At 51.6% G+C, this 20,363-nt stretch carries 20 protein-coding genes and 2 pseudogenes; 4 read left to right on the top strand and 18 right to left on the bottom strand.

Annotated elements, in window-relative coordinates:
* Positions 1–19 precede the first annotated feature (19 nt).
* On the top strand, positions 20–505 hold the full coding sequence (locus Q3O12_RS10045; protein ID WP_196428559.1) for a YchJ family protein: 486 nt from the start codon (positions 20–22) through the stop codon (positions 503–505).
* Between the two features lie 216 nt (positions 506–721).
* Here the strand turns inward: Q3O12_RS10045 and Q3O12_RS10040 are convergent, their stop codons facing one another.
* On the bottom strand, positions 722–1,516 hold the full coding sequence (locus Q3O12_RS10040) for an inositol monophosphatase family protein (RefSeq protein ID WP_002235217.1): 795 nt from the start codon (positions 1,514–1,516) through the stop codon (positions 722–724).
* 208 nt (positions 1,517–1,724) lie between these two features.
* Between Q3O12_RS10040 and Q3O12_RS10030 the strand changes: the two genes are divergently transcribed.
* Together Q3O12_RS10030 and Q3O12_RS10025 are read left to right on the top strand one after the other, a co-directional pair.
* Positions 1,725–2,450: a 16S rRNA (uracil(1498)-N(3))-methyltransferase gene (locus Q3O12_RS10030; protein WP_301670298.1), complete on the top strand. Its 726-nt coding sequence runs from the start codon at positions 1,725–1,727 to the stop codon at positions 2,448–2,450.
* An 84-nt stretch (positions 2,451–2,534) separates the two neighbouring features.
* The gene (locus tag Q3O12_RS10025) at positions 2,535–2,693 is read left to right on the top strand and encodes a transporter (protein WP_301670297.1); all 159 of its coding nucleotides are present in this window, start codon (positions 2,535–2,537) and stop codon (positions 2,691–2,693) included.
* A 621-nt stretch (positions 2,694–3,314) separates the two neighbouring features.
* Here the strand turns inward: Q3O12_RS10025 and Q3O12_RS10020 are convergent.
* From Q3O12_RS10020 to Q3O12_RS09940, 17 genes and pseudogenes are all read right to left on the bottom strand, one after another.
* Positions 3,315–4,121 (bottom strand): glycosyltransferase family 25 protein, encoded by an 807-nt coding sequence (locus Q3O12_RS10020; RefSeq protein WP_301670296.1) that lies wholly within the window; start codon positions 4,119–4,121, stop codon positions 3,315–3,317.
* An 18-nt stretch (positions 4,122–4,139) separates the two neighbouring features.
* Positions 4,140–5,152, bottom strand: a pseudogene (locus tag Q3O12_RS10015) (glycosyltransferase family 2 protein).
* Positions 5,153–5,210: 58 nt separating this feature from the next.
* Positions 5,211–6,131, bottom strand: a complete 921-nt coding sequence (locus Q3O12_RS10010) for a glycosyltransferase family 8 protein (protein WP_301670295.1) — start codon at positions 6,129–6,131, stop codon at positions 5,211–5,213.
* A gap of 11 nt (positions 6,132–6,142) precedes the next feature.
* On the bottom strand, positions 6,143–6,982 hold the full coding sequence (locus Q3O12_RS10005) for a glycosyltransferase family 25 protein (protein WP_301670294.1): 840 nt from the start codon (positions 6,980–6,982) through the stop codon (positions 6,143–6,145).
* Positions 6,982–8,069, bottom strand: a pseudogene (locus tag Q3O12_RS10000) (glycosyltransferase family 2 protein). Before Q3O12_RS10000 ends, Q3O12_RS10005 begins: the two are co-directional and overlap by 1 nt.
* Positions 8,070–8,085: 16 nt before the next feature.
* A complete protein-coding gene (gene glyS, locus Q3O12_RS09995; RefSeq protein WP_301670293.1) occupies positions 8,086–10,149 on the bottom strand; it encodes a glycine--tRNA ligase subunit beta in 2,064 nt (687 codons plus the stop codon).
* 116 nt (positions 10,150–10,265) lie between these two features.
* Positions 10,266–11,162, bottom strand: coding sequence for a glycine--tRNA ligase subunit alpha (glyQ, locus tag Q3O12_RS09990; protein WP_101072389.1), 897 nt, complete (start codon positions 11,160–11,162; stop codon positions 10,266–10,268).
* A gap of 172 nt (positions 11,163–11,334) precedes the next feature.
* Positions 11,335–11,757, bottom strand: coding sequence for a F0F1 ATP synthase subunit epsilon (locus Q3O12_RS09985; RefSeq protein ID WP_003676117.1), 423 nt, complete (start codon positions 11,755–11,757; stop codon positions 11,335–11,337).
* Between the two features lie 10 nt (positions 11,758–11,767).
* On the bottom strand, positions 11,768–13,165 hold the full coding sequence (gene atpD / locus Q3O12_RS09980; RefSeq protein WP_301670292.1) for a F0F1 ATP synthase subunit beta: 1,398 nt from the start codon (positions 13,163–13,165) through the stop codon (positions 11,768–11,770).
* A gap of 38 nt (positions 13,166–13,203) precedes the next feature.
* A complete protein-coding gene (atpG, locus tag Q3O12_RS09975; protein WP_301670291.1) occupies positions 13,204–14,079 on the bottom strand; it encodes a F0F1 ATP synthase subunit gamma in 876 nt (291 codons plus the stop codon).
* Positions 14,080–14,103: 24 nt separating this feature from the next.
* Positions 14,104–15,651 carry a F0F1 ATP synthase subunit alpha gene (atpA, locus tag Q3O12_RS09970; protein ID WP_301670290.1) on the bottom strand — a complete coding sequence of 516 codons (1,548 nt, stop codon included), beginning with the start codon at positions 15,649–15,651 and terminating at the stop codon, positions 14,104–14,106.
* Between the two features lie 10 nt (positions 15,652–15,661).
* A complete protein-coding gene (locus Q3O12_RS09965; RefSeq protein ID WP_301670289.1) occupies positions 15,662–16,195 on the bottom strand; it encodes a F0F1 ATP synthase subunit delta in 534 nt (177 codons plus the stop codon).
* Positions 16,196–16,199: 4 nt separating this feature from the next.
* On the bottom strand, positions 16,200–16,670 hold the full coding sequence (locus Q3O12_RS09960) for a F0F1 ATP synthase subunit B (RefSeq protein ID WP_301670288.1): 471 nt from the start codon (positions 16,668–16,670) through the stop codon (positions 16,200–16,202).
* 73 nt (positions 16,671–16,743) lie between these two features.
* Positions 16,744–16,986 carry a F0F1 ATP synthase subunit C gene (atpE, locus tag Q3O12_RS09955; protein WP_003708448.1) on the bottom strand — a complete coding sequence of 81 codons (243 nt, stop codon included), beginning with the start codon at positions 16,984–16,986 and terminating at the stop codon, positions 16,744–16,746.
* 57 nt (positions 16,987–17,043) lie between these two features.
* Positions 17,044–17,910 carry a F0F1 ATP synthase subunit A gene (gene atpB / locus Q3O12_RS09950; RefSeq protein ID WP_025457637.1) on the bottom strand — a complete coding sequence of 289 codons (867 nt, stop codon included), beginning with the start codon at positions 17,908–17,910 and terminating at the stop codon, positions 17,044–17,046.
* A complete protein-coding gene (locus tag Q3O12_RS09945; protein WP_002214803.1) occupies positions 17,900–18,253 on the bottom strand; it encodes an ATP synthase subunit I in 354 nt (117 codons plus the stop codon). Before Q3O12_RS09945 ends, atpB begins: the two co-directional genes overlap by 11 nt.
* A 232-nt stretch (positions 18,254–18,485) precedes the next feature.
* Entirely contained in the window at positions 18,486–19,346 is an 861-nt protein-coding gene (locus Q3O12_RS09940; protein WP_301670287.1) for a ParB/RepB/Spo0J family partition protein, read from the bottom strand.
* A 156-nt stretch (positions 19,347–19,502) separates the two neighbouring features.
* Between Q3O12_RS09940 and Q3O12_RS09935 the strand changes: the two genes are divergently transcribed.
* Complete coding sequence (locus Q3O12_RS09935; RefSeq protein ID WP_301670375.1) at positions 19,503–20,072, top strand: UbiX family flavin prenyltransferase; 570 nt, start codon at positions 19,503–19,505, stop codon at positions 20,070–20,072.
* Positions 20,073–20,363 lie beyond the last annotated feature (291 nt).

The raw sequence follows: 20,363 nt of genomic DNA, 5'->3' as shown, positions 1-20,363 counted from the left end.
ATTTGCATTCCCAAACAAAATGAACACACACCACACCCCGCCCTGCCCCTGCGGTTCAGGCACAAGCTATGCCGGCTGCTGCCAACCGCTTCATCTGCGCCATATCCTGCCGCCCACCGCCGAAGCCCTCATGCGTTCGCGGTACAGCGCATATGTGCTGCACCTTATCGACTACATCATCGCTACTACCGTTCCGGCGCAACAAACATTCCTCGATGCCGCCGAACTGATGCAGTGGAGCAGAGAAACCGAATGGCTGGGCTTGAATGTCATCGCACACCGCAACTTCGGCAAACAGCACGCCCAAGTCGAATTTGAAGCCTGCTTCCAAGACGGACAACACCGATCCGCACATCACGAACTGTCCGGCTTCGTCAACATCGGCGGACAATGGTATTTTATCGATCCCACCGTTCCGCATCCTGCGATGAAACAACCCTGCATTTGCGGATCGGGCAAAAAATTCAAAGCCTGCTGCGGCAAATATCTGAAACCTGTCGCATAAAAATGCCGTCTGAACGTTCAGACGGCATTTTCAACGCGCAAAAAAAACCATTCATACCAAGGGTAAGTATGAATGGTCAATACATTGCGGGAAAACGTCTTACTTGCTGCACTGCCGAAAAGGGAGAAACGGCAGCGGTAATCAGCGGAAAGGATTGTACCCGAATTAATGTTAAGAAACGTTAATCGTGAAAATATATTAACAAACCTGTTGAACCTATTGGTTTTCCCGTATCCACCCGACCCAGCGTTCAAACAGCTTCGGTTCGAGCGCGGCAACGACCGAGCGTTTGAACACGTGTTCACCACTCCAAAATCCGTCGCCTTCCAATGTCGTCAGCCTGCCGCCCGCCTCCTCGAAAATCAACGCACCCGCAGCATAATCCCACAGCTTCTGCCCGCCGTGAACATAAACATCATAACGCCCGCAAGCCAGATAACACCAGTCCAGCGTGCTGCTGCCCATACTCCGTATCGTTCCAAAAGGCGCGAGCGTACTCATGCGGCTGGAAAGTTTGCCCGAACGCAGATATTTGATTTCCACGCCCGCAATCGCCTCATTGAGTTTTTTATCCACGAGACGCAAAGGCAGGCGCGTCCCGTTTAAAAACGCCCCCTGCCCCCGTTCGGCATAAAAACATTCGCCGCTGACCGGATTGTAGATTACGCCCAACTCGGCACGCCCGTTGCGGACAAACGCCACCGACACCGCAAAATGCGGCAGCCCGTTGACAAAATTATTTGTCCCGTCTATCGGATCGACAATCCACAGCCCCTTTTCCCCCGAATATTGTTCCCACAAAGCCGACTGTTCCTGCCGCGACATTTCCTCGCCCAACATTGGACTGTCGATTAAAAGCGGCAACGCGGCGGCAAAAGCCGTCTGCGCGGCAATGTCCGCCTCGCTCAACATCGAACCGTCTTCCTTGCGGCAAGACGGCGTATTCAAAAAACGCGGCATAATTTCGGTTTGCGCGATATGGCGCACGACTTTCTGCAAACGGTGTAACACTTCCTACTGTCCTCATATTTTGAACTTGCGGCGCGCGAACGTATATAGTGGATTAAATTTAAATCAGGACAAGGCGACGAAGCCACAGACAGTACAAATAGTACGGCAAGGCGAGGCAACGCTGTACTGGTTTAAATTTAATCCACTATAATGTCCGTTTCCATCACGCCGCTGCGACAGATTATAACCGTCCGAACCGCCAAAAACTATGCCCCGATTCCACCTGCCCGAAAACCTTTCCGTCGGACAAACCGTCGCCCTGCCCGACAACATCGTCCGCCACCTCAACGTCCTGCGCGTCCGCCCCAACGAAAACATCACCCTCTTCGACGGCAAAGGCAAGGCACACGCCGCACAGCTGACCGTTTTGGAAAAACGCCGCGCCGAAGCCGAAATCCTGCACGAAGACACAACCGACAACGAGTCCCCGCTCAACATCACACTGATACAATCCATCTCCTCCGGCGATCGCATGGATTTCACCCTGCAAAAAAGCGTCGAACTCGGCGTAACCGCCATACAGCCCGTCATCAGCGAACGCTGCATCGTCCGCCTCGACGGAGAACGCGCCGCCAAACGCCTCGCGCGCTGGCAGGAAATCGTCATCTCCGCGTGCGAACAGAGCGGCAGAAACACCGTTCCCCCCGTACTGCCCATCATCGGCTACCGTGAAGCACTCGACAAAATGCCGTCTGAAAGCACCAAGCTGATTATGAGCATCAACCGCGCCCGCAAACTCGGCGACATCCGCCACCCGTCCGGCGCAATCGTCTTTATGGTCGGGCCCGAAGGCGGCTGGACAGAACAGGAAGAACAACAGGCATTTGATGCCGGCTTCCAAGCCGTAACATTGGGCAAACGCATCCTGCGTACCGAAACCGCCGCCCTCGCCGCCCTCGCCGCGATGCAGACACTTTGGGGCGATTTCGCATAAACAGAAATACCGTCTGAAACCTGTTCAGACGGCATTTTGCAGCCGATTAAGATAGTAGGTTCAAAATTTTATTGAAGAAACAAAATGGAACTATGGAAAGCTATTTGGCACACTGTCTTTGATTTTTTTAGTGAACTTTTTGATGAAAAACCGTGGCAAGAGAAAGATACAAAAAATAAATTAAAAATACTAGGTGCATTATTGCTAGGTGCTATATTAACTTTTATCTTTTATATTTTATAAAAGCCCCCGCTAACAAGCAGGGGCTTTAAATTTGAGTAAGTGCAACCTTGGGTAAACTTAGTTCCAACGCCTTTGCACTCACAAGGCAATGCCTTGTTTGAATAGTAGGGCAAGATTATACAAATAAGATTTCCCGTGCCGTCATTCCCGCGCAGGCGGGAATCTGGAAACGAAAAACTACAGGGATTTATCCGAAACAACAAACCCTCTCCGCCGTCATTCCCGCAAAAGCGGGAATCTAGAAATTTAACGTTGCGGTGATTTATCGGAAATGACTGAAACTCAACGAACCGGATTCCCACTTTCGTGGGAATGACGAAGTAGAAGTTGCCCGAAACTTAAAACAAACGAAACCGAACGGACTGGATTCCCGCCTGCGCGGGAATGACGAATTTTAGGTTGCTGCTTTTGGTTTTCTATTCTTATGAAAATAACGAGATCCTAGCTTGTGGGTATTTATCGGGAAAACAGAAACCCCTCCACCGTCATTCCCGCGAAGGCGGGAATCTGAAAATTTAATGTTGCGGTGATTTATCGGAAATGACTGAAACTCAACAAACCGGATTCCCCAACATAAATTTAGGGACAGCGCACACCCGCCAAATAAGGAAAGGCCAAAACCTATTCAAACGGGACGACGTGCCGCCCAAGGTGTTTTTCCAATTTTTTCTGACGTTTCCGTTCCCTCGCCCTTTCGATTTCCCTGCCGATTTTTCCCAAAGCGCGTTTCAACAAAACCTTCGGGGAGCGGCGGTTGCGGTGCGATTCCTGCCTGCCGTTTTTCAGTTGGCTGGGCAGGGTTTCGCTTTGGATGCACAAGGCGGGGGTCAGTTGGCAAACCGTCATATCCCCTTTGTCGAGGAAACTGCTGAACAGCATCCAATCCACCGCCTTCAGGCGTTCAGACGGCAAAACGGCAAACCTGTCCAAGAAGAAACGCATTGCCTTTCGGGAAATGATATAACCCGCCATACCAAAATGTTCGCTTTCCAACAGCGGGAAGGCGCGCCCGCAGTAGTCCGCCACGCCGGAGGGCGAGGTCAGGACGTGCATAAACATCGTTTCCAAACGGACGATAAAGGCGGAATCGGGGTCAAAACGCTCTTCCAGCCAAGCGTCTTCGGCAAGGAACTGCTCCGCGCCTTCGCCGAGTAAAACGTCGTCTTCAAATACGGCGATATACGGCGTGCCTTCGTCCAACGCCTGCTTCCACAATACGGCGTGGCTCATAAAGCAGGCTTTTTCCACTCCGCTCAAATAGGGGTGCGCCGACAAACCGGGGACGAGTTCCGCCATCGCCTGCTCCAGCCTTTCAGACGGCATCAGTGCATCAAAAAACTGAAACGGAATGTCGTGCCTGCCGAAGGTATCGGCAATGTGCGCCCTGCGTTCTGCGGCGGAGCTTAGGCTGATAACGTGGTTTTGCATGATTTTCCCTGTTCGGTTTCAATAGCCCCGGTATTTCCAAGGGCGTAACATTTTTTTCAGGATTTTCCTATATTGCGGTGCGGCAAACAGCTTCCTCATCACGCGGTCTGTCAAGAAATCCAGTAAATCGGTCAAAGAATACTTTTCCAACGACAAGAAATATTCGTACAGGAACAGGCGGAGGTATCCGATATCCTGTCCGGACAAGGCTTTTTCGTGCAACGCATATGCCGTTGATTTCAAAAGCCCGTAATTCAGGCAGTCCGCCCCGACGGCTATGCCTGCCGCCTTCCAATACCCCGCCCTGATTTCTTCTTTGATTTTCCACGCCGTCCTGCGCTGTTGCAGGTTGTGTTTGGAAGAGGTCTGGTCTTGATGGAAGCGGTATTTGACCAAGGCTTCGGGATAATTCGCCAGCCTGCCCAGTTTGCCGGCTTCGTACCAAAACTTATAGTCTTCGGCGTGGATATAGGCGGGGTCGAACCGCAAACCGCCGTCAATGACGCTGCGCCGCATAATCATCGTGTTGTTGTGTATGGGGTTGCGGAAGGGAAAGGCAGACACGATTTCCTGATGGGTCAGGGGGTTTTTCCAAATTTCGCCGTTTCGGGCAATGGCGGCAAGCACGCTTTTATTGTTTTCTTCCGACAAAACTTCCAGCCACGCGCCCATTGCGATGATGCTGCGGTCTTTTTCCATCTCGCCCACGATTTTCTCAATCCAGTCGGGGGCGGCAATATCGTCTGCATCGGTGCGCGCAATATATTCCCCCCCCCGGACTTTGCCAATTCGTCCAGCCCGATGTTTAAAGAGGCGATAAAGCCCAAATTGCGGGGATTGGAAATTATCCTGATCCTGCCGTCCTGTTCTTGGAAACGCCGGGCAATGGCAAGTGTGCCGTCCGTCGAGCCGTCATCGACGATTAAAATATCCAAGTTGCGCCAAGTCTGCCCCACTACGGCGGACAGCGATTGGGCGAAATATTTTTCTGTGTTGTAGGCGCAAATCAATACGCTGACTAAAGGTTGCAATCCGTTCCCCTTTCCGATACGTCCGATGCCGTCTGAAGGCTTCAGACGGCGTGCCCCGTCAATAAATCTTGCGTAAGAATCTGGCAGACAGCTTTCTGCGCCATCTTTGAAACATACGCTTCGCGGGCGGGACGGCAAGTTTGCCGCGCCATTCTTCGGGAACGGTCGTCAGGCTGCCCGCCAACTCTGTGAAACGTTCCGCACCCCAAGCGGTACAGTCCCTGTGCCACGGCTTTGCCGGGCCGCAATAATGGCTGACGGCGACGGGCATCGCCGTATTGGTCCGGTCGCGGTAAAGCGGGTCGGTATGGCGGGACGCAAACCTGTTCGCCATAAAGGCATAATTGGTCGGCATAAAGTTGAAACGGCTGTTCGCATAACACACCCCGCCTTTAAACAGCCCGTTCAAAATATCCTGATCCTGATATTGCATCACGTCCTTGTATTGTTCCACCCATTCGCAGGACATTTTGAAAATATCGTGCTGCCGCAACTTTTTCAGGTTGATCAGCAATACGCCGGCATTGAAATAATATTCGCCGTCCGCCATACCGATTTTTTGTTTGTAGCCTTCCTGCCTTTCGACAAACAAATCGATGCACGCGCCGACCCAGTTATTGCCCAAATCGGTATCCCATAAGGGCTTCAGGCTGTCCCTGACCAATACGTCTATATCCAAATACAGGACTTTATCGCAATCGGCAATGTATTCGCCCAATTTCAAGCGGGCATAAGTCGTGATGGAAATGTGCCTGATGTTTAAGGGGAAGCCGGCGAAATCTTCGGGGTTTACGTCTATAAAGCGGATATTACCCCCCCCCCGCAAATTGGCGGCAACCGCCGCCCGGTTTGCCTCACTGATGCCGGCATCGAGGACGTAAAACCTGATTTCCGTATCGGGATGGGCCGCTTCCACGCTTTTTGCCGCAACGCAAAGGTAGGCGGCATAGTTGTCGTCTGCTGCAAATACGATGTCCATCTTTTCTCCTTTTATTGGAAAGGCACAATAATCTTGCCGATTAACTGTTCGCGCCTTTGCCGGCGTTTTTCCCTTTCCCTGCTGATTTTGGTCAAGGCGCGGATCAGGCGGTTTTTGAATGTGTTGGCGGGGGAATCGCGCCTTTGCTGTTTGCGGTTCATGCAGCGGTCGTGTTCGATCAGGCTGCCCAATGCGCTGTTTTGGTCGTGAAACTTGGCATAATGCAGCTCTTGGGCGCACAAGGCGGGATTGAGCTGGAAAACCGGCATCCTTTCCCTGTCGTCAGGGTTGCCGAACATCATCCAATCGATAGGGTGCAGCCCTTCAGACGGCAGGGCGGCAAACCCGTCCAAAAAAAACCGCATCGCTTTTCTGGAAATGATATAGCCCGCCGTCCCCCAGTGTTCGCTTTCCAACAGCGGGAAGGCGCGCCCGCAGTAGTCCGACACGCCGGAGGGCGAGGTCAGGACGTGCATAAACATCGTTTCCAAGCGGACGATAAAGGCGGAATCGGGATCAAAGCGTTCTTGCAGCCAAGCGTCTTCGGCAAGGAACTGCTCCGCGCCTTCGCCGAGTAAAACGTCGTCTTCAAATACAGCGATATACGGTAAGCTTTCGTCCAGTGCCTGTTTCCACAATACGGCGTGGCTCATAAAGCAGGCTTTTTCCACACTGCTCAAATAGGGGTGAGCCGACAAGCCGGGGACGAGTTCCGCCATCGCCTGTTCCAGCCTTTCAGACGGCATCAGTGCGTCGAAAAACTGAAACGGGATGCCGCGACTGCCGAAGGTTTCGGCAATGTGCGCCCTGCGTTCTGCGGCGGAGCTTAGGCTGATAACGTGGTTTTGCATTAAATCTCCTGTTCTTTCCCTGCAGAATCCGACCGCGCCTGCCGGCGGTTTTTAATCAGCCGGTGCAAAATGCTGAAGTATTGCCTCATGGTAAACAACCGCCGTATCCTGCCGTCTGCCGCAAAATCCAGCCACACGCCGGCGGGCGGCGTGTCCGTCCGTTTGAAACATTGATACAAAAACCGGCGGGCGCGTTCAAAATCTTCTTCCGGCAAATGTTTCTCCAGCAATTCATACGCTACTGCTTTTATTTGGCGGTATTCAAGGCTGTCGAACCGGGTTTTAAAACCCATAGACTGCAAAAAATCGTTTCTGGCGGTTTTTTGGATGCCTTGCGCGATTTCGTGTTGGCGGATGCTGTATTTGGATGAAACCTGATTGGCGTGAAGGCGGTATTTGACCAAGGCTTCGGGATAATAAGCCAGCCTGCCCAATTTGCTGACATCGTACCAAAATTGGTAATCTTCCGCCCAATCCCGCTCGGTGTTGTAACGCAAACCGCCGTCAATGACGCTGCGCCTCATAATCATCGTGTTGTTGTGTATGGGGTTGCCGAAAGGAAAAACGGCGGCAATGTCTTCATGTCGGGTCGGCTTTTTCCAAATTTTGCCGTGTTCGTGGTGCCGCGCCAGCCGGTTGCCGTCCTTTTCTTCCGACAAAACTTCCAGCCACGCACCCATCGCAATGATGCTGCGGTCTTTTTCCATCTCGCCCACGATTTTCTCAATCCAATCGGGGGCGGCAATATCGTCTGCATCGGTACGCGCAATATATCCCCCCCCCCCGACTTTGCCAATTCATCCAGCCCGATGTTTAAAGAGGGAATCAGGCCGGAATTGCGCGGCTGCGCGAGGATACGGATGCGGCCGTCCTGTTCTTGGAAACGCTGGGCAATGGCAAGCGTACCGTCCGTCGAGCCGTCATCGACAATCAAAATATCCAAGTTGCGCCAAGTTTGATTCACGACGGCGGCTAATGATTGGGCGAAATATTTTTCTACGTTGTAGGCGCAAATCAATACGCTGACTAAAGGCTGCAATTTATTCTCCCGATAGGCACGATGCCGTCTGAAGGCTTCAGACGGCATTCGGACTGTACAACGGTTACTCGCCCAAAAGCGCGATGTCGGCTACCGCGTTCATTTGCTCTGCCAAGCGGTTCAGCAGGTTCAGGCGGTTTTGTTTTACGGCGGCATCTTCCGCCATTACCATCACGCCGTCAAAGAATGCATCGACTTGCGGTTTGACGGAAGCCAGTTCGGACAAGGCGGTTTGAAAATTGCCTTCGGCGACGGCGGCGGCGATTTTCGGCTGCAAGCCTTGCGCAGCGGCAAAGAGGGCTTTTTCTTCGTCCTGTTGCAGCAGGCTTTCATTGACTTCGCCCAACGCGGCATCGGCTTTTTTCAGCAGGTTTTGCACGCGTTTGTTGGCGGCGGCGAGCGCGGCGGCTTCGGGCAGTTGTTTGAACGCGGCGACAGCCTGCAGCTTGGCGGTCAAATCGTCCAAACGGCGCGGCTGTTTGGCGAGTACGGCGGCAACGATGTCTTGCGGATAATCGTTTTGCAGTAACACGGCAAGGCGCGCCTGCATGAAGTCGGTAGTTTCAGGCGGCGTTTTTTCGTTGAGCAAACCTTGCGGGAAGCTGTCGAATGCCGTCTGAATCAGTTCGTTTACGTCCAAACCGTACTGCATCAGCATCCGCAAAATACCCAAGGCGGCGCGGCGCAGGGCGTAGGGGTCTTTGTCGCCGGTCGGAATCAGGCCGATGCCCCAAATTCCGACCAGGGTTTCCAGCTTGTCCGCCAGTGCCACGGCGGCGGCAATTTTGCTTTCGGGCAGCTTGTCGCCGGCAAAACGCGGTTGGTAGTGTTGCTCAATAGCTTCGGCGATTTCTTCGGTCTCGCCGTCCAAGCGGGCGTAGTATTTGCCCATCGTGCCTTGCAGTTCGGGGAACTCGCCGACCATTTCGGTCACCAAGTCGGCTTTTGCCAAACGTGCGGCGCGTTCGGCTGCGGCAGCATCTGCGCCCAACGCTTTAGCGATGTGGGCGGCAATGCTTTGCAAACGTTCGATGCGTTCGGCTTGCGAACCGATTTTGTTGTGGTACACCACGTTCGCCAGCTTGGGCAGGCGGCTTTCCAAAGTCGCCTTTTGGTCTTGTTTGTAGAAGAACTCGGCATCAGACAGGCGCGCGCGCAAAACGCGTTCATTGCCTCGGATGATGTGCGACGGGTCTTCGGTTTGCAGGTTGGAGACCAGCAGGAAGCGGTTCATCAGCTTGCCGTTTTGGTCGAGCAGCGGAAAGTATTTTTGGTTTTGCTGCATCGTCAGAATCAGGCATTCTTGCGGCACGGCGAGGAAGTGTTCCTCAAAACCGGCTTCCAAAACAACAGGCCATTCGACCAGCGCGGTTACTTCGTCCAACAATGCTTCATCGGCAGCAACAGTCGCGTTCAGACGGCGTGCCTGCCCTTCCAATGCCGTCTGAATCGCGGATTTGCGCTCGGCAAACGAAGCGACGACTTTGCCTTGCTCGCGCATTTGTTCGGCGTAGCTGTCGGCGTTTTCAATGGTGATTTCGCCGTTGGAGAGGAAGCGGTGTCCCAAGGTTTGATTGCTGCTTTGCAGACCCAAAACGCTGACGTTCACGACATCGCCGCCGTGCAGCACAATCAGCCCGTGGACGGGGCGCACAAAGGTAAACGTGCTGCTGCCCCAACGCATCACTTTCGGAATCGGCAGTTTTTTCACTGCGGCATTGATAATGTCTTCCAAAAGTTCGCCCAACGGTTTGCCGGTTTGGACGTATTCGTAGGCGTACACGTCCTGCTTGCCGTCGTGGACGATGGTCAAATCTTCGATTTTCGCGCCCGCACCGCGCGCGAAACCTTCCAAAGCCTTGGTCGGCACACCGTCTTTTACGGCATTCGCCACGGCAGGGCCTTTTTTCACGATTTTTTGATCGGCTTGAACGGCTTTGACGTTTTTGACTTGAACCGCCAAACGGCGCGGCGAGGCATAAGCTGTAAATTCGGCTGCGCCGTCAACCAGTTGCGCTTTTTCCAAGCCTTCGGCAACGGAAGCGGCAAAATGGTTGCCCAGATTATTCAGGGCTTTGGGCGGGAGTTCTTCGGTAAGGAGTTCGATTAAAAGAGTTTGGGTTGTCATATGAGACTTTCTGTTTGTCCGTAGGCCCTGCTTATAAAGCCTGCATATGCCGTACGGCCTGTATTAATGGATACGCAAAAAAGGCCGTCTGAAAACCTGTTTCAGACGACGTATCGTTATTTTTTAATCAACGGGAAGCCCAGTTTTTCGCGGCTTTCGACATATTTTTGCGCCACGGCGCGGCTCAACGCGCGGATGCGCCCGATGTAGGTGGCGCGTTCGGTTACGGAAATCGCGCCGCGTGCGTCTAAAAGGTTGAACGTATGCCCCGCTTTGAGGACGAGCTCGTAGGCGGGCAGGGCGAGGCCGGCGTTTTCTTCGGCGAGCAGGCGTTTGGCTTGCGCTTCGTAGTCGTTGAATTGGCGCAGCAGCCAGTCGGCATCGCTGTATTCGAAGTTGTAGGTGGATTGTTCGACTTCGTTTTGGTGGTACACGTCGCCGTAGCTTACGGTGTTGCCGTCCGGCGTTTTTGCCCAAACGAGGTCATAGACGTTTTCCACGCCTTGCAGGTACATCGCCAAGCGTTCGATGCCGTAGGTGATTTCGCCGAGTACGGGGGTGCAGTCGATGCCGCCGACTTGTTGGAAATAGGTAAACTGTGTTACTTCCATGCCGTTGAGCCAAACTTCCCAGCCCAAGCCCCATGCGCCGAGGGTGGGGTTTTCCCAGTCGTCTTCGACGAAGCGGATGTCGTGGACTTTAGGGTCGATGCCCAATTCGCGCAGAGAGTCGAGATAAAGGTCTTGGATATTGGCGGGGGCGGGTTTGAGGGCGACTTGGAATTGGTAATAGTGTTGCAGGCGGTTGGGGTTGTCGCCGTAGCGACCGTCTTTGGGGCGGCGGCTGGGTTGGACGTAGGCGGCAAACCAAGGCTCGGGGCCGAGTGCGCGCAGACAGGTGGCGGGATGGGAAGTACCTGCGCCGACTTCCATGTCGAAAGGTTGGATGACGGTGCAGCCTTTGTCTGCCCAGAATGTTTGCAGTTTGAAGATGATTTGTTGGAAGGTGAGCATGACTTATTGTTCGATAAAATAAAGGTTTTATTTTACTGTTTCCATAGCCGCTTGAATAGATTTATCTCGAAGACAGCCTGATTTGAAACCAGGGGATGGATAATTTTTTAATTTAAATCCGGAAAATAAAAAGCACGGCCAAACGACCGTGCTTTCCCAAACCACACAAGTTTTATTTTTTGTGCGAACGGATATAGTCCAAAGTCTTGAGCTGTGCAATTGCGGCAGCCAATGCCTTGTGTGCCTCTACCAAATCCTTATCGTCTTTGGCTTGAGAGATACCGGCTTCGGCAGCTTTTTTCGCCTCTTCCGCACGTGCCTGATCCATCTCCGCACTACGGACGGCAACGTCCGCCAAAACGGTAACTTTATCAGGTTGAACTTCCAAGACGCCGCCGGAAACAGCAACCAAGACCTCCTTATCCTCGCCGGGAACAGTCAAACGCAAAGCTCCCGGCCGCACCAAACTCATAATCGGCTCGTGTCGCGGGTAAATACCAAGCTCACCTTGAACGGTCGGAACCACTACAAAGCTGGCTTCGCCCGAATAGATGTTTTGCTCGCTACTGACCACTTCAACTTGCATGACGCTCATGCCGACCTCCTTAGTTTAAGGTTTTCGCTTTCTCTACTGCTTCTTCAATGCTGCCGACCATATAGAATGCCTGCTCGGGCAGATGATCGTATTCGCCGTTCAAAATGGCTTTAAAACCGGCAATGGTATCGCGCAGAGCGACATATTTGCCTGGAGAACCTGTAAACACTTCGGCAACGTGGAACGGTTGAGACAGGAAGCGTTGGATTTTACGGGCACGCATTACAGTCAGTTTGTCTTCGTCAGACAATTCGTCCATACCCAGAATGGCGATGATGTCGCGCAATTCTTTGTATTTTTGCAGAGTAGACTGTACACCGCGCGCTACGTCGTAGTGCTCTTGACCCAATACCATCGGATCCAATTGGCGTGAAGTAGAGTCAAGCGGGTCAACTGCCGGGTAAATACCCAAAGATGCAATATCACGGCTCAATACGACGGTTGCGTCCAAGTGGGCGAAGGTTGTCGCTGGAGACGGGTCAGTCAAGTCATCCGCAGGTACATATACGGCTTGGATGGAAGTAATGGAACCGGTTTGGGTAGAGGTAATACGCTCTTGCAAACGACCCATTTCTTCAGCCAATGTCGGTTGGTAACCCACTGCAGAAGGCATACGGCCCAACAGTGCAGATACTTCGGTACCGGCCAAAGTGTAACGGTAGATGTTGTCAACGAAGAACAATACGTCGCGACCTTTACCGTTTTCATCTTTTTCGTCACGGAAGTATTCGGCCATAGTCAAACCAGTCAAAGCAACGCGCAGACGGTTGCCTGGAGGTTCGTTCATTTGGCCATACACCATGGCTACTTTATCCAATACGTTGGAATCTTTCATCTCGTGGTAGAAGTCGTTACCTTCACGGGTACGTTCACCCACACCTGCGAACACGGACAGACCGCTGTGCGCTTTGGCGATGTTGTTGATCAATTCCATCATGTTCACGGTTTTGCCCACACCGGCACCGCCGAACAGACCTACTTTACCGCCCTTGGCAAACGGACACAGCAAATCGATCACTTTAATGCCGGTTTCCAACAATTCGGTAGTTGAAGACAACTCGTCGAATTTCGGGGCGGTTTGGTGGATGGCGCGGCTCTTGTCGGTATCGATCGAACCTGCTTCATCAACAGGCGTACCCAATACATCGACAATACGGCCCAATGTGCCTTTACCTACCGGCACAGTGATTGGCGCACCGGTATTGCTGACAGACATGCCGCGTTTCAGGCCGTCTGAACTACCCATTGCAATAGTACGGACAACGCCGTCACCCAGAAGCTGTTGGACTTCCAGGGTCAGACCGTTCTCGTCCAATTTCAGGGCATCGTAAACATGCGGAATCGCATCGCGTGGAAATTCCACGTCAACCACCGCACCAATAACTTGCACGATTTTGCCTTGGCTCATTATCGTATCCTAATTTCCTGTTCAGGCTTCAGACGGCATCAAACTGCCGCCGCACCTGCTACAATTTCTGACAATTCCGTGGTAATCGCGGCTTGGCGCGATTTGTTGTACACCAGGCGCAATTCTTTGATGGCATTGCCTGCGTTGTCGGTTGCGGCTTTCATCGCTACCATACGCGCGGCTTGTTCGGATGCCATGTTGTCGCTCAATGCCTGATAAACCACAGACTCCAAATAGCGGCGAACCAAATATTCCAATACGGCGACAGGGCTCGGCTCGTAGAGGTATTCCCAAGTAAATGAAGAATGGCCTGTTCCGTCGTCAATAACGTTTTCACCGATAGGCAGCAAAACTTCCATACGCGGCTCTTGGCGCATTGTGTTGATAAAACGTGAGTAAACCATATGGATACGGTCTAATTCATGCTTCTCATAACGTTGGAAGATTTCGGTCAGAGAGCCGAGCAGCAATTCCATTTTCGGGGTATCGCCCAAATTGGTTGCGCTGGCAATAACATTCAAACCGATGCTTTGGCATGCAGCCAAACCTTTACTACCCAGGCACACGACTTCGACTTCGATGCCTTGTTCCTGATACTCTTGAACTTGCGCCAAAAACTTTTTCAGTACGTTTGCGTTCAAGCCGCCGCACAAGCCTTTGTCCGAGGTAATCAAGATGAAACCGGCACGGCGCACTTCGCTGCGCGGCTCCAACAATTTGATACCGTGATCGGCATTGGTCTGTGCGAGATGGCTCATCACCGTACGCACTTTTTCGGCGTACGGACGCGCCAGGCGCATCCGGTCTTGAGTCTTCCGCATTTTAGAGGTTGACACCATTTGCATCGCTTTAGTGATCTTCTGGGTATTTTGAACACTGCGGATTTTGGTGAGAATCTCTTTCCCGACTGCCATTTCAGACTCCTTTCATCTCAATGCTTATGCTTGGTAAGCGTAAGAAGATTTGAAAGATTTCATGGCTTCGGCCAATGCTTTTTCGCTTTCGTCAGACATTGCGCCCGATGCATTAACCGCTTCCAAAACCTCAGGGTGCTGCGTACGGACGAAACTCAGGAATTCCGCCTCGAAAGCCAAGGCTTTGGATACCGGAACATCTGCGTAAGAACCGTTGTTGATCGCCCACAAAGTCAATGCCATTTCGGCAGTGTCCAATGTGCTGAATTGTTTTTGCTTCATCAATTCGGTAACCACTTCGCCGTGTTGCAGCTGTTTGCGTGTTGCTTCGTCCAAATCGGAAGCAAATTGCGAGAACGCCGCCAATTCACGGTACTGCGCCAACGCCAAACGGATACCGCCGCCCAGTTTTTTGATGACTTTGGTTTGTGCCGCACCGCCTACGCGCGATACGGAAATACCGGCATTGATTGCAGGGCGGATACCGGCGTTGAAGAGGTCGGTTTCCAAGAAAATCTGACCGTCGGTAATCGAAATGACGTTAGTCGGAACGAAAGCAGATACGTCGCCTGCTTGGGTTTCGATAATCGGCAAAGCAGTCAGAGAACCGGTTTTGCCTTTTACTTCGCCGTTGGTCAATTTCTCCACTTCGTGTTCATTGACACGTGCCGCACGTTCCAACAGACGGGAGTGCAGGTAGAACACATCGCCGGGATAGGCTTCGCGGCCGGGCGGACGGCGCAAAAGCAGGGAAATTTGACGGTAAGCCACAGCCTGTTTGGACAAATCGTCATAAACAATCAAGGCATCTTCGCCACGATCGCGGAAGAATTCACCCATCGTACAACCTGAATAAGGTGCGATATATTGCAATGCCGCCGCTTCAGATGCAGTTGCAGCAACCACAATCGTGTGTTCCATCGCGCCATGCTCTTCCAATTTGCGGACCACGTTGGCAATAGAAGATGCTTTTTGACCGATAGCGACATAGATACAGATAACACCCGTACCTTTTTGGTTGACGATGGCATCCAATGCTACGGCCGTTTTACCTGTCTGACGGTCGCCAATAATCAACTCACGCTGACCGCGACCGACAGGAACCATAGAGTCAATCGCCTTCAGACCGGTCTGCATCGGCTGGTCAACCGATTTGCGCGCAATCACGCCCGGTGCGATTTTTTCGATAGGGGCGGTCAAAGTTGTATTGATTGGGCCCTTGCCGTCAATCGGCCGACCCAATGCATCAACGACGCGTCCGACCAGTTCGCGTCCGACCGGCACTTCTAAAATACGGCCGGTACAGGTAACCGTGTCGCCTTCTTTAATATGTTCGTACTCGCCCAACACTACGGCACCGACGGAGTCGCGCTCTAGGTTCATCGCCAAGCCGAAAGTGTTACCCGGGAATTCGAGCATCTCACCTTGCATTGCATCTGACAAACCATGGATACGAACGATACCGTCAGTTACCGAAATCACCGTACCACAGGTACGCACTTCGGCATTTACAGACAGATTTTCGATCTTGGCTTTAATCAGATCGCTAATTTCAGCAGGATTAAGCTGCATGAAAACTCTCCTAATTCGTCATAGTCGTGTACAAGGCACTCAGTTTGCCTTGTACAGACAAATCCAAAACCTGATCACCCACTTCAACTTTTATGCCGCCAATCAGCTCCGGTTCGATTTCGACAGAGATTTTCAGCTCGCTGTCGAAACGCTTATTCAGCATTTGCGCCAACTCGCCGACCTGTTTGTCGGTCAACGGATAAGCACTGTAAATGACGGCAGATTTGATATGGTTGAATGATAAGGTCAAGTCTTGATATTGAGCATATACTTCCGGCAATATCGACAAACGTTTCTGCCCGGCCAAGACAATAACAAAGTTTTTCAACTCCTTGTCTTTCAAACCGACCAAATCGATGAGGATATCTACTTTTTCTGAAGCATTCGTTTCAGGACGGTCAATCAATGAAGCCACCTTCCCTTCCTGAACAACCGCCGCAAGTTTTTCCAGTCCGCCCAACCAAGACTCAATTTGTTTTTTTTCCTGAGCCAGACCGAACAATGCCTTTGCATAAGGTCTGGCGATCGTTGCGAACTCTGCCATAAGATTACAGCTCCTGTTTCAGGGTATCGAGCAGTTTTACGTGTTTGGAAGCATCGACTTCGCTGCGCAAAATAGATTCGGCACCTTTGACAGCCAACACGGCAACCTGCTCGCGCAGGGATTCGCGTGCGCGGAACAATTCCTGCTCCACATCGGCCTTTGCCTGAGCTGTAATGCGCGCCGCCTCGGAAGAAGCCTGTTCTTTGGCTTCTTCGACAATTTTGGCAGCACGTTTTTCGGCGTTGGCAACCATTTCGGAAACCTGATTACGCCCTTCGACCATAAGTTCTGCAACTTTTTTCTCTGCCTGCTCAAAATCGCTCTTACCGCGCTCGGCGGCAGCCAAGCCCTCGGCGATTTTTGCAGCACGCTCATCCAAAGCTTTTGCAATCGGCGGCCACACAAATTTCATGGTAAACCATACCAAACCGAAAAAGACGATGATTTGAGCGAATAATGTTGCATTGATATTCACGTTACTTAACCTTCGTATTGGGGTTAATCAAACAGACGGTAAGCCTGTATCTGAACGGATTTCTCCGCCTTGATTACGCAGCACCAGTACCAAACGGGTTAACGAAGGCGAACAACAGGGCAATAGCCACACCGATCAAGAAGGCCGCATCAATCAAACCGGCAATCAGGAACAGCTTGGTTTGCAGCGGACCAATCAGCTCAGGTTGACGAGCAGAAGATTCCAAATATTTAGAACCGACCATTGCGATACCGATAGAGGCACCCAGTGCGCCCAATGCAACGATCAAACCACATGCGATAGCAATCAAACCCATTTTAAACTCCTTAAAGAAACAAAGGTTAAACTACAAAAAACAAACTACTTAAGAAAATCAGTGCGCATCATGTGCCTGTCCGATATAGACAAACGCCAACGCCATGAAAATAAACGCCTGCAGGGTAATCACCAAAATATGGAAAATCGCCCATGCCAAACCGGCAATAATGTGGAAGACAAACAGAATCGGATCCATTACTTCGATGCTGCCGGAAGCCGCCCAAGCACCGCCAAGCAAGGCTATCAGCAAGAATACCAATTCGCCCGCATACATATTGCCGAACAGCCGCATACCGTGGGATACGGTTTTAGAAAGAAACTCGACCAAATTCAACAGAAAGTTCGCAGGTGCGAGTTTTGCACCGAACGGCGCGCTGAACAACTCGTGAAACCATCCGCCCAATCCTTTGATTTTGATGTTGTAATAAATACAAATCAGCAACACGCCGACAGCGAGTGCCAAAGTGGTGTTCAAATCGGCAGTCGGCACGACGCGCAGCAGGGCGTGATGGTTGCCGGTAATGCCCTGCCATACCATCGGCAGCAAATCGACCGGCAGCATATCCATCGCGTTCATCAGGAAAATCCAGACAAACAGCGTCAGACCCAACGGCGCGACGGCTTTTCTAGACTTTTCATTGTGAATGATGCTCTTACACATATCGTCCACAAACTCGAACAAGATTTCCACGGCGGCCTGAAAACGTCCGGGAACGCCTGCCGTCGCTTTTTTTGCACCGCGCCACAACAGAAAGCTGCCGATTACGCCCAACAAGACGGCAAAAAAGACGGCATCAAGGTTAATAAACGAAAAATCAGCAATGTTTTTCAGTCCCTGACCCTGAGTAACATCCGACAAACTGGTCAAGCTCTGCAAGTGGTGCTTGATGTAGTCGGCAGCGGTAATGGTTTCACCTGCCATAATCTTTCACTCTCAACAATACTAAAAAAACCAGATGGCTGACACCGAGCAGCCCCATCAGAAACGGGGCGAACACCAGCGATTGATGCCATATTGCAAATACGGCAAGCATAGACAACAGCGACAGCACTACTTTTAAAATCTCTCCGAAGACGAACATCCTGCTTTGCAGGAAGGGGTTTCCCCTGAAAAGTTTTAAAAGTAAAACTGCAACAAACGTGGGAAGCAGGTAGGACAAACCGCCCCCGACCGCCGAAAGGAATCCGGCAAAACCCCATACGGCAAAGGCAACTGCGGCGCATATGGACAATACGGCGGATTGTAGGATGATAATCTGCTTCATAAAGGGAATGTTTCCGCCTCGGATTTGAGGCGCGGCTAATATAATTTAGAAGCCTTATTACGTCAAGCGACAGTTAATCTTTGTGAAACAACGTATCCCAATCCGCCGCACCCGCCGCCTGAATAACGGCGGTAGGTGTCATTCTAACACACATTACATATAATTACAGATTATTGGAAAGTTTGTCCGAATTTCTTTACGTTTTATGTTTCAGACGGCATATCCCGCAAAATTAAGGCAGGTAATCTATTCCCAACTGCTCCAACAGGTGGCCGAACGTTTCAGGCGTATCGAAATACAGGACAATCCTGCCTTTTTTGTGGTTGGCGGTTTTGACTTCAGCGTTGACACCCAGTTTTTCAGTCAGCAAATCATTCAGGCGGCCGATGTCGGCGGCGGCAGTTTTTTTGGGCTCGGGACGTTTGTTTTGAAGGGCGGCCTGGCTGCGGCGTTCGACTTCGCGCACCGACCAGCCGTTTTTGACGGCCTTTTGCGCCAACTCGAGCTGTTCGACGACGGGCAGGGTCAGCAATGCGCGGGCATGCCCCATTTCGAGGCGGCGTTGGTAAAGCATTTCCTGCACGGGTTCGGGCAGGCTTAAAAGGCGCAGGCTGTTGGAAATCGCGCTTCGGCTTTTACCGACGGCTTGGGCGATGGTTTCGTGGGTCAGCCCGAACTCGTCGGCAAGGCGTTTCAAGCCTTGTGCTTCTTCGATGGGGTTGAGGTTTTCGCGCTGGAGGTTTTCAATCAAACCCATTGCCAGCGCGGTTTCGTCGCTGATGGTTTTGATAACGGCGGGGATTTCGGACAGGCCGGCAATCTGTGCGGCGCGCCAACGGCGTTCGCCTGCAATCAGTTCGTATCGGGACAGTCCGTGTTCGCGCACGATGACGGGTTGTATCACGCCTTGCGCCTTAATCGAATCCGCCAGCTCCTGCAAGGCTTCGTCATCGATTTGAACACGCGCCTGATAGCGGCCGGGCCGGATATCTTTAACCGCAACCGCAGTCAACCGGTCGCCGCTGCTGTTGTCCGCACCGTTGGCGAGCAGCGAATCCAATCCGCGCCCCAATCCGCCTTTTACTTTTGCCATACCGCCCTCCCGTGCCTATTCAGATAGGATGTTAAATCGGGTATTTTATCGGATATTGGGTGTTGCCGACAATTTGTATCCGTGTTTATCTCGAATCGTTTTTTTCACTATAATAACCGCTTTGCCGCTGCCTGCGGCATAACGGAAAGACGGATGATGACTCGACGGTTGATTGTCGGTATCAGCGGGGCAAGCGGCTTTGCTTACGGCATTAAGGCATTGCAGCTTCTGCTTACGCAAGATGTCGAAACGCACCTTGTGGTATCGAAAGGTGCGCAGATGGCCCGGACTTCGGAAACGGATTATATGAAAGACGAAGTATATGCCTTGGCTGACTTCGTCCATCCGATTGGCAATATCGGGGCATGCATTGCCAGCGGTACGTTTAAAACGGACGGGATGCTGGTTGCACCCTGTTCGATGCGGACGCTTGCCTCGGTCGCGCACGGCTTCGGCGACAATCTGCTGACACGTGCGGCGGATGTGGTTTTGAAGGAAAGGCGGCGGCTGGTACTGATGGTCCGCGAAGCACCGTTGAACCTTGCCCATTTGGACAATATGAAACGGGTAACAGAAATGGGCGGCGTGGTGTTTCCCCCTGTTCCTGCGATGTACCGCAAACCGCAAACTGCAGACGATATTGTTACACACAGTGTTGCACACGCTTTGTCGCTTTTCGGAATCGATACGCCGTATTCGGCGGAATGGCAGGGAATGGCGGATTAAAGGACAAAAATGCCGTCTGAACACGGATACGGTTCAGACGGCATCATTGTTTACCCAAGGTTGCACTTACTCAAATTTAAAGCCCCTGCTTGTTAGCGGGGGCTTTTATAAAATATAAAATATAAAATATAAAATATAAAATATAAAATATAAAATATAAAATATAAAATATAAAATATAAAATATAAAAGATAAAAGATAAAAGATAAAAGATAAAATATAAAAGATAAAAGATAAAAGATAAAAGATAAAAGATAAAAGATAAAAGATAAAAGATAAAAGATAAAAGAT

It is taken from the genome of Neisseria benedictiae (genome assembly GCF_958267435.1).
Classification (GTDB): Bacteria; Pseudomonadota; Gammaproteobacteria; order Burkholderiales; family Neisseriaceae; genus Neisseria; species Neisseria bergeri.
This window is presented reverse-complemented; position numbering and strand designations above follow the sequence as displayed.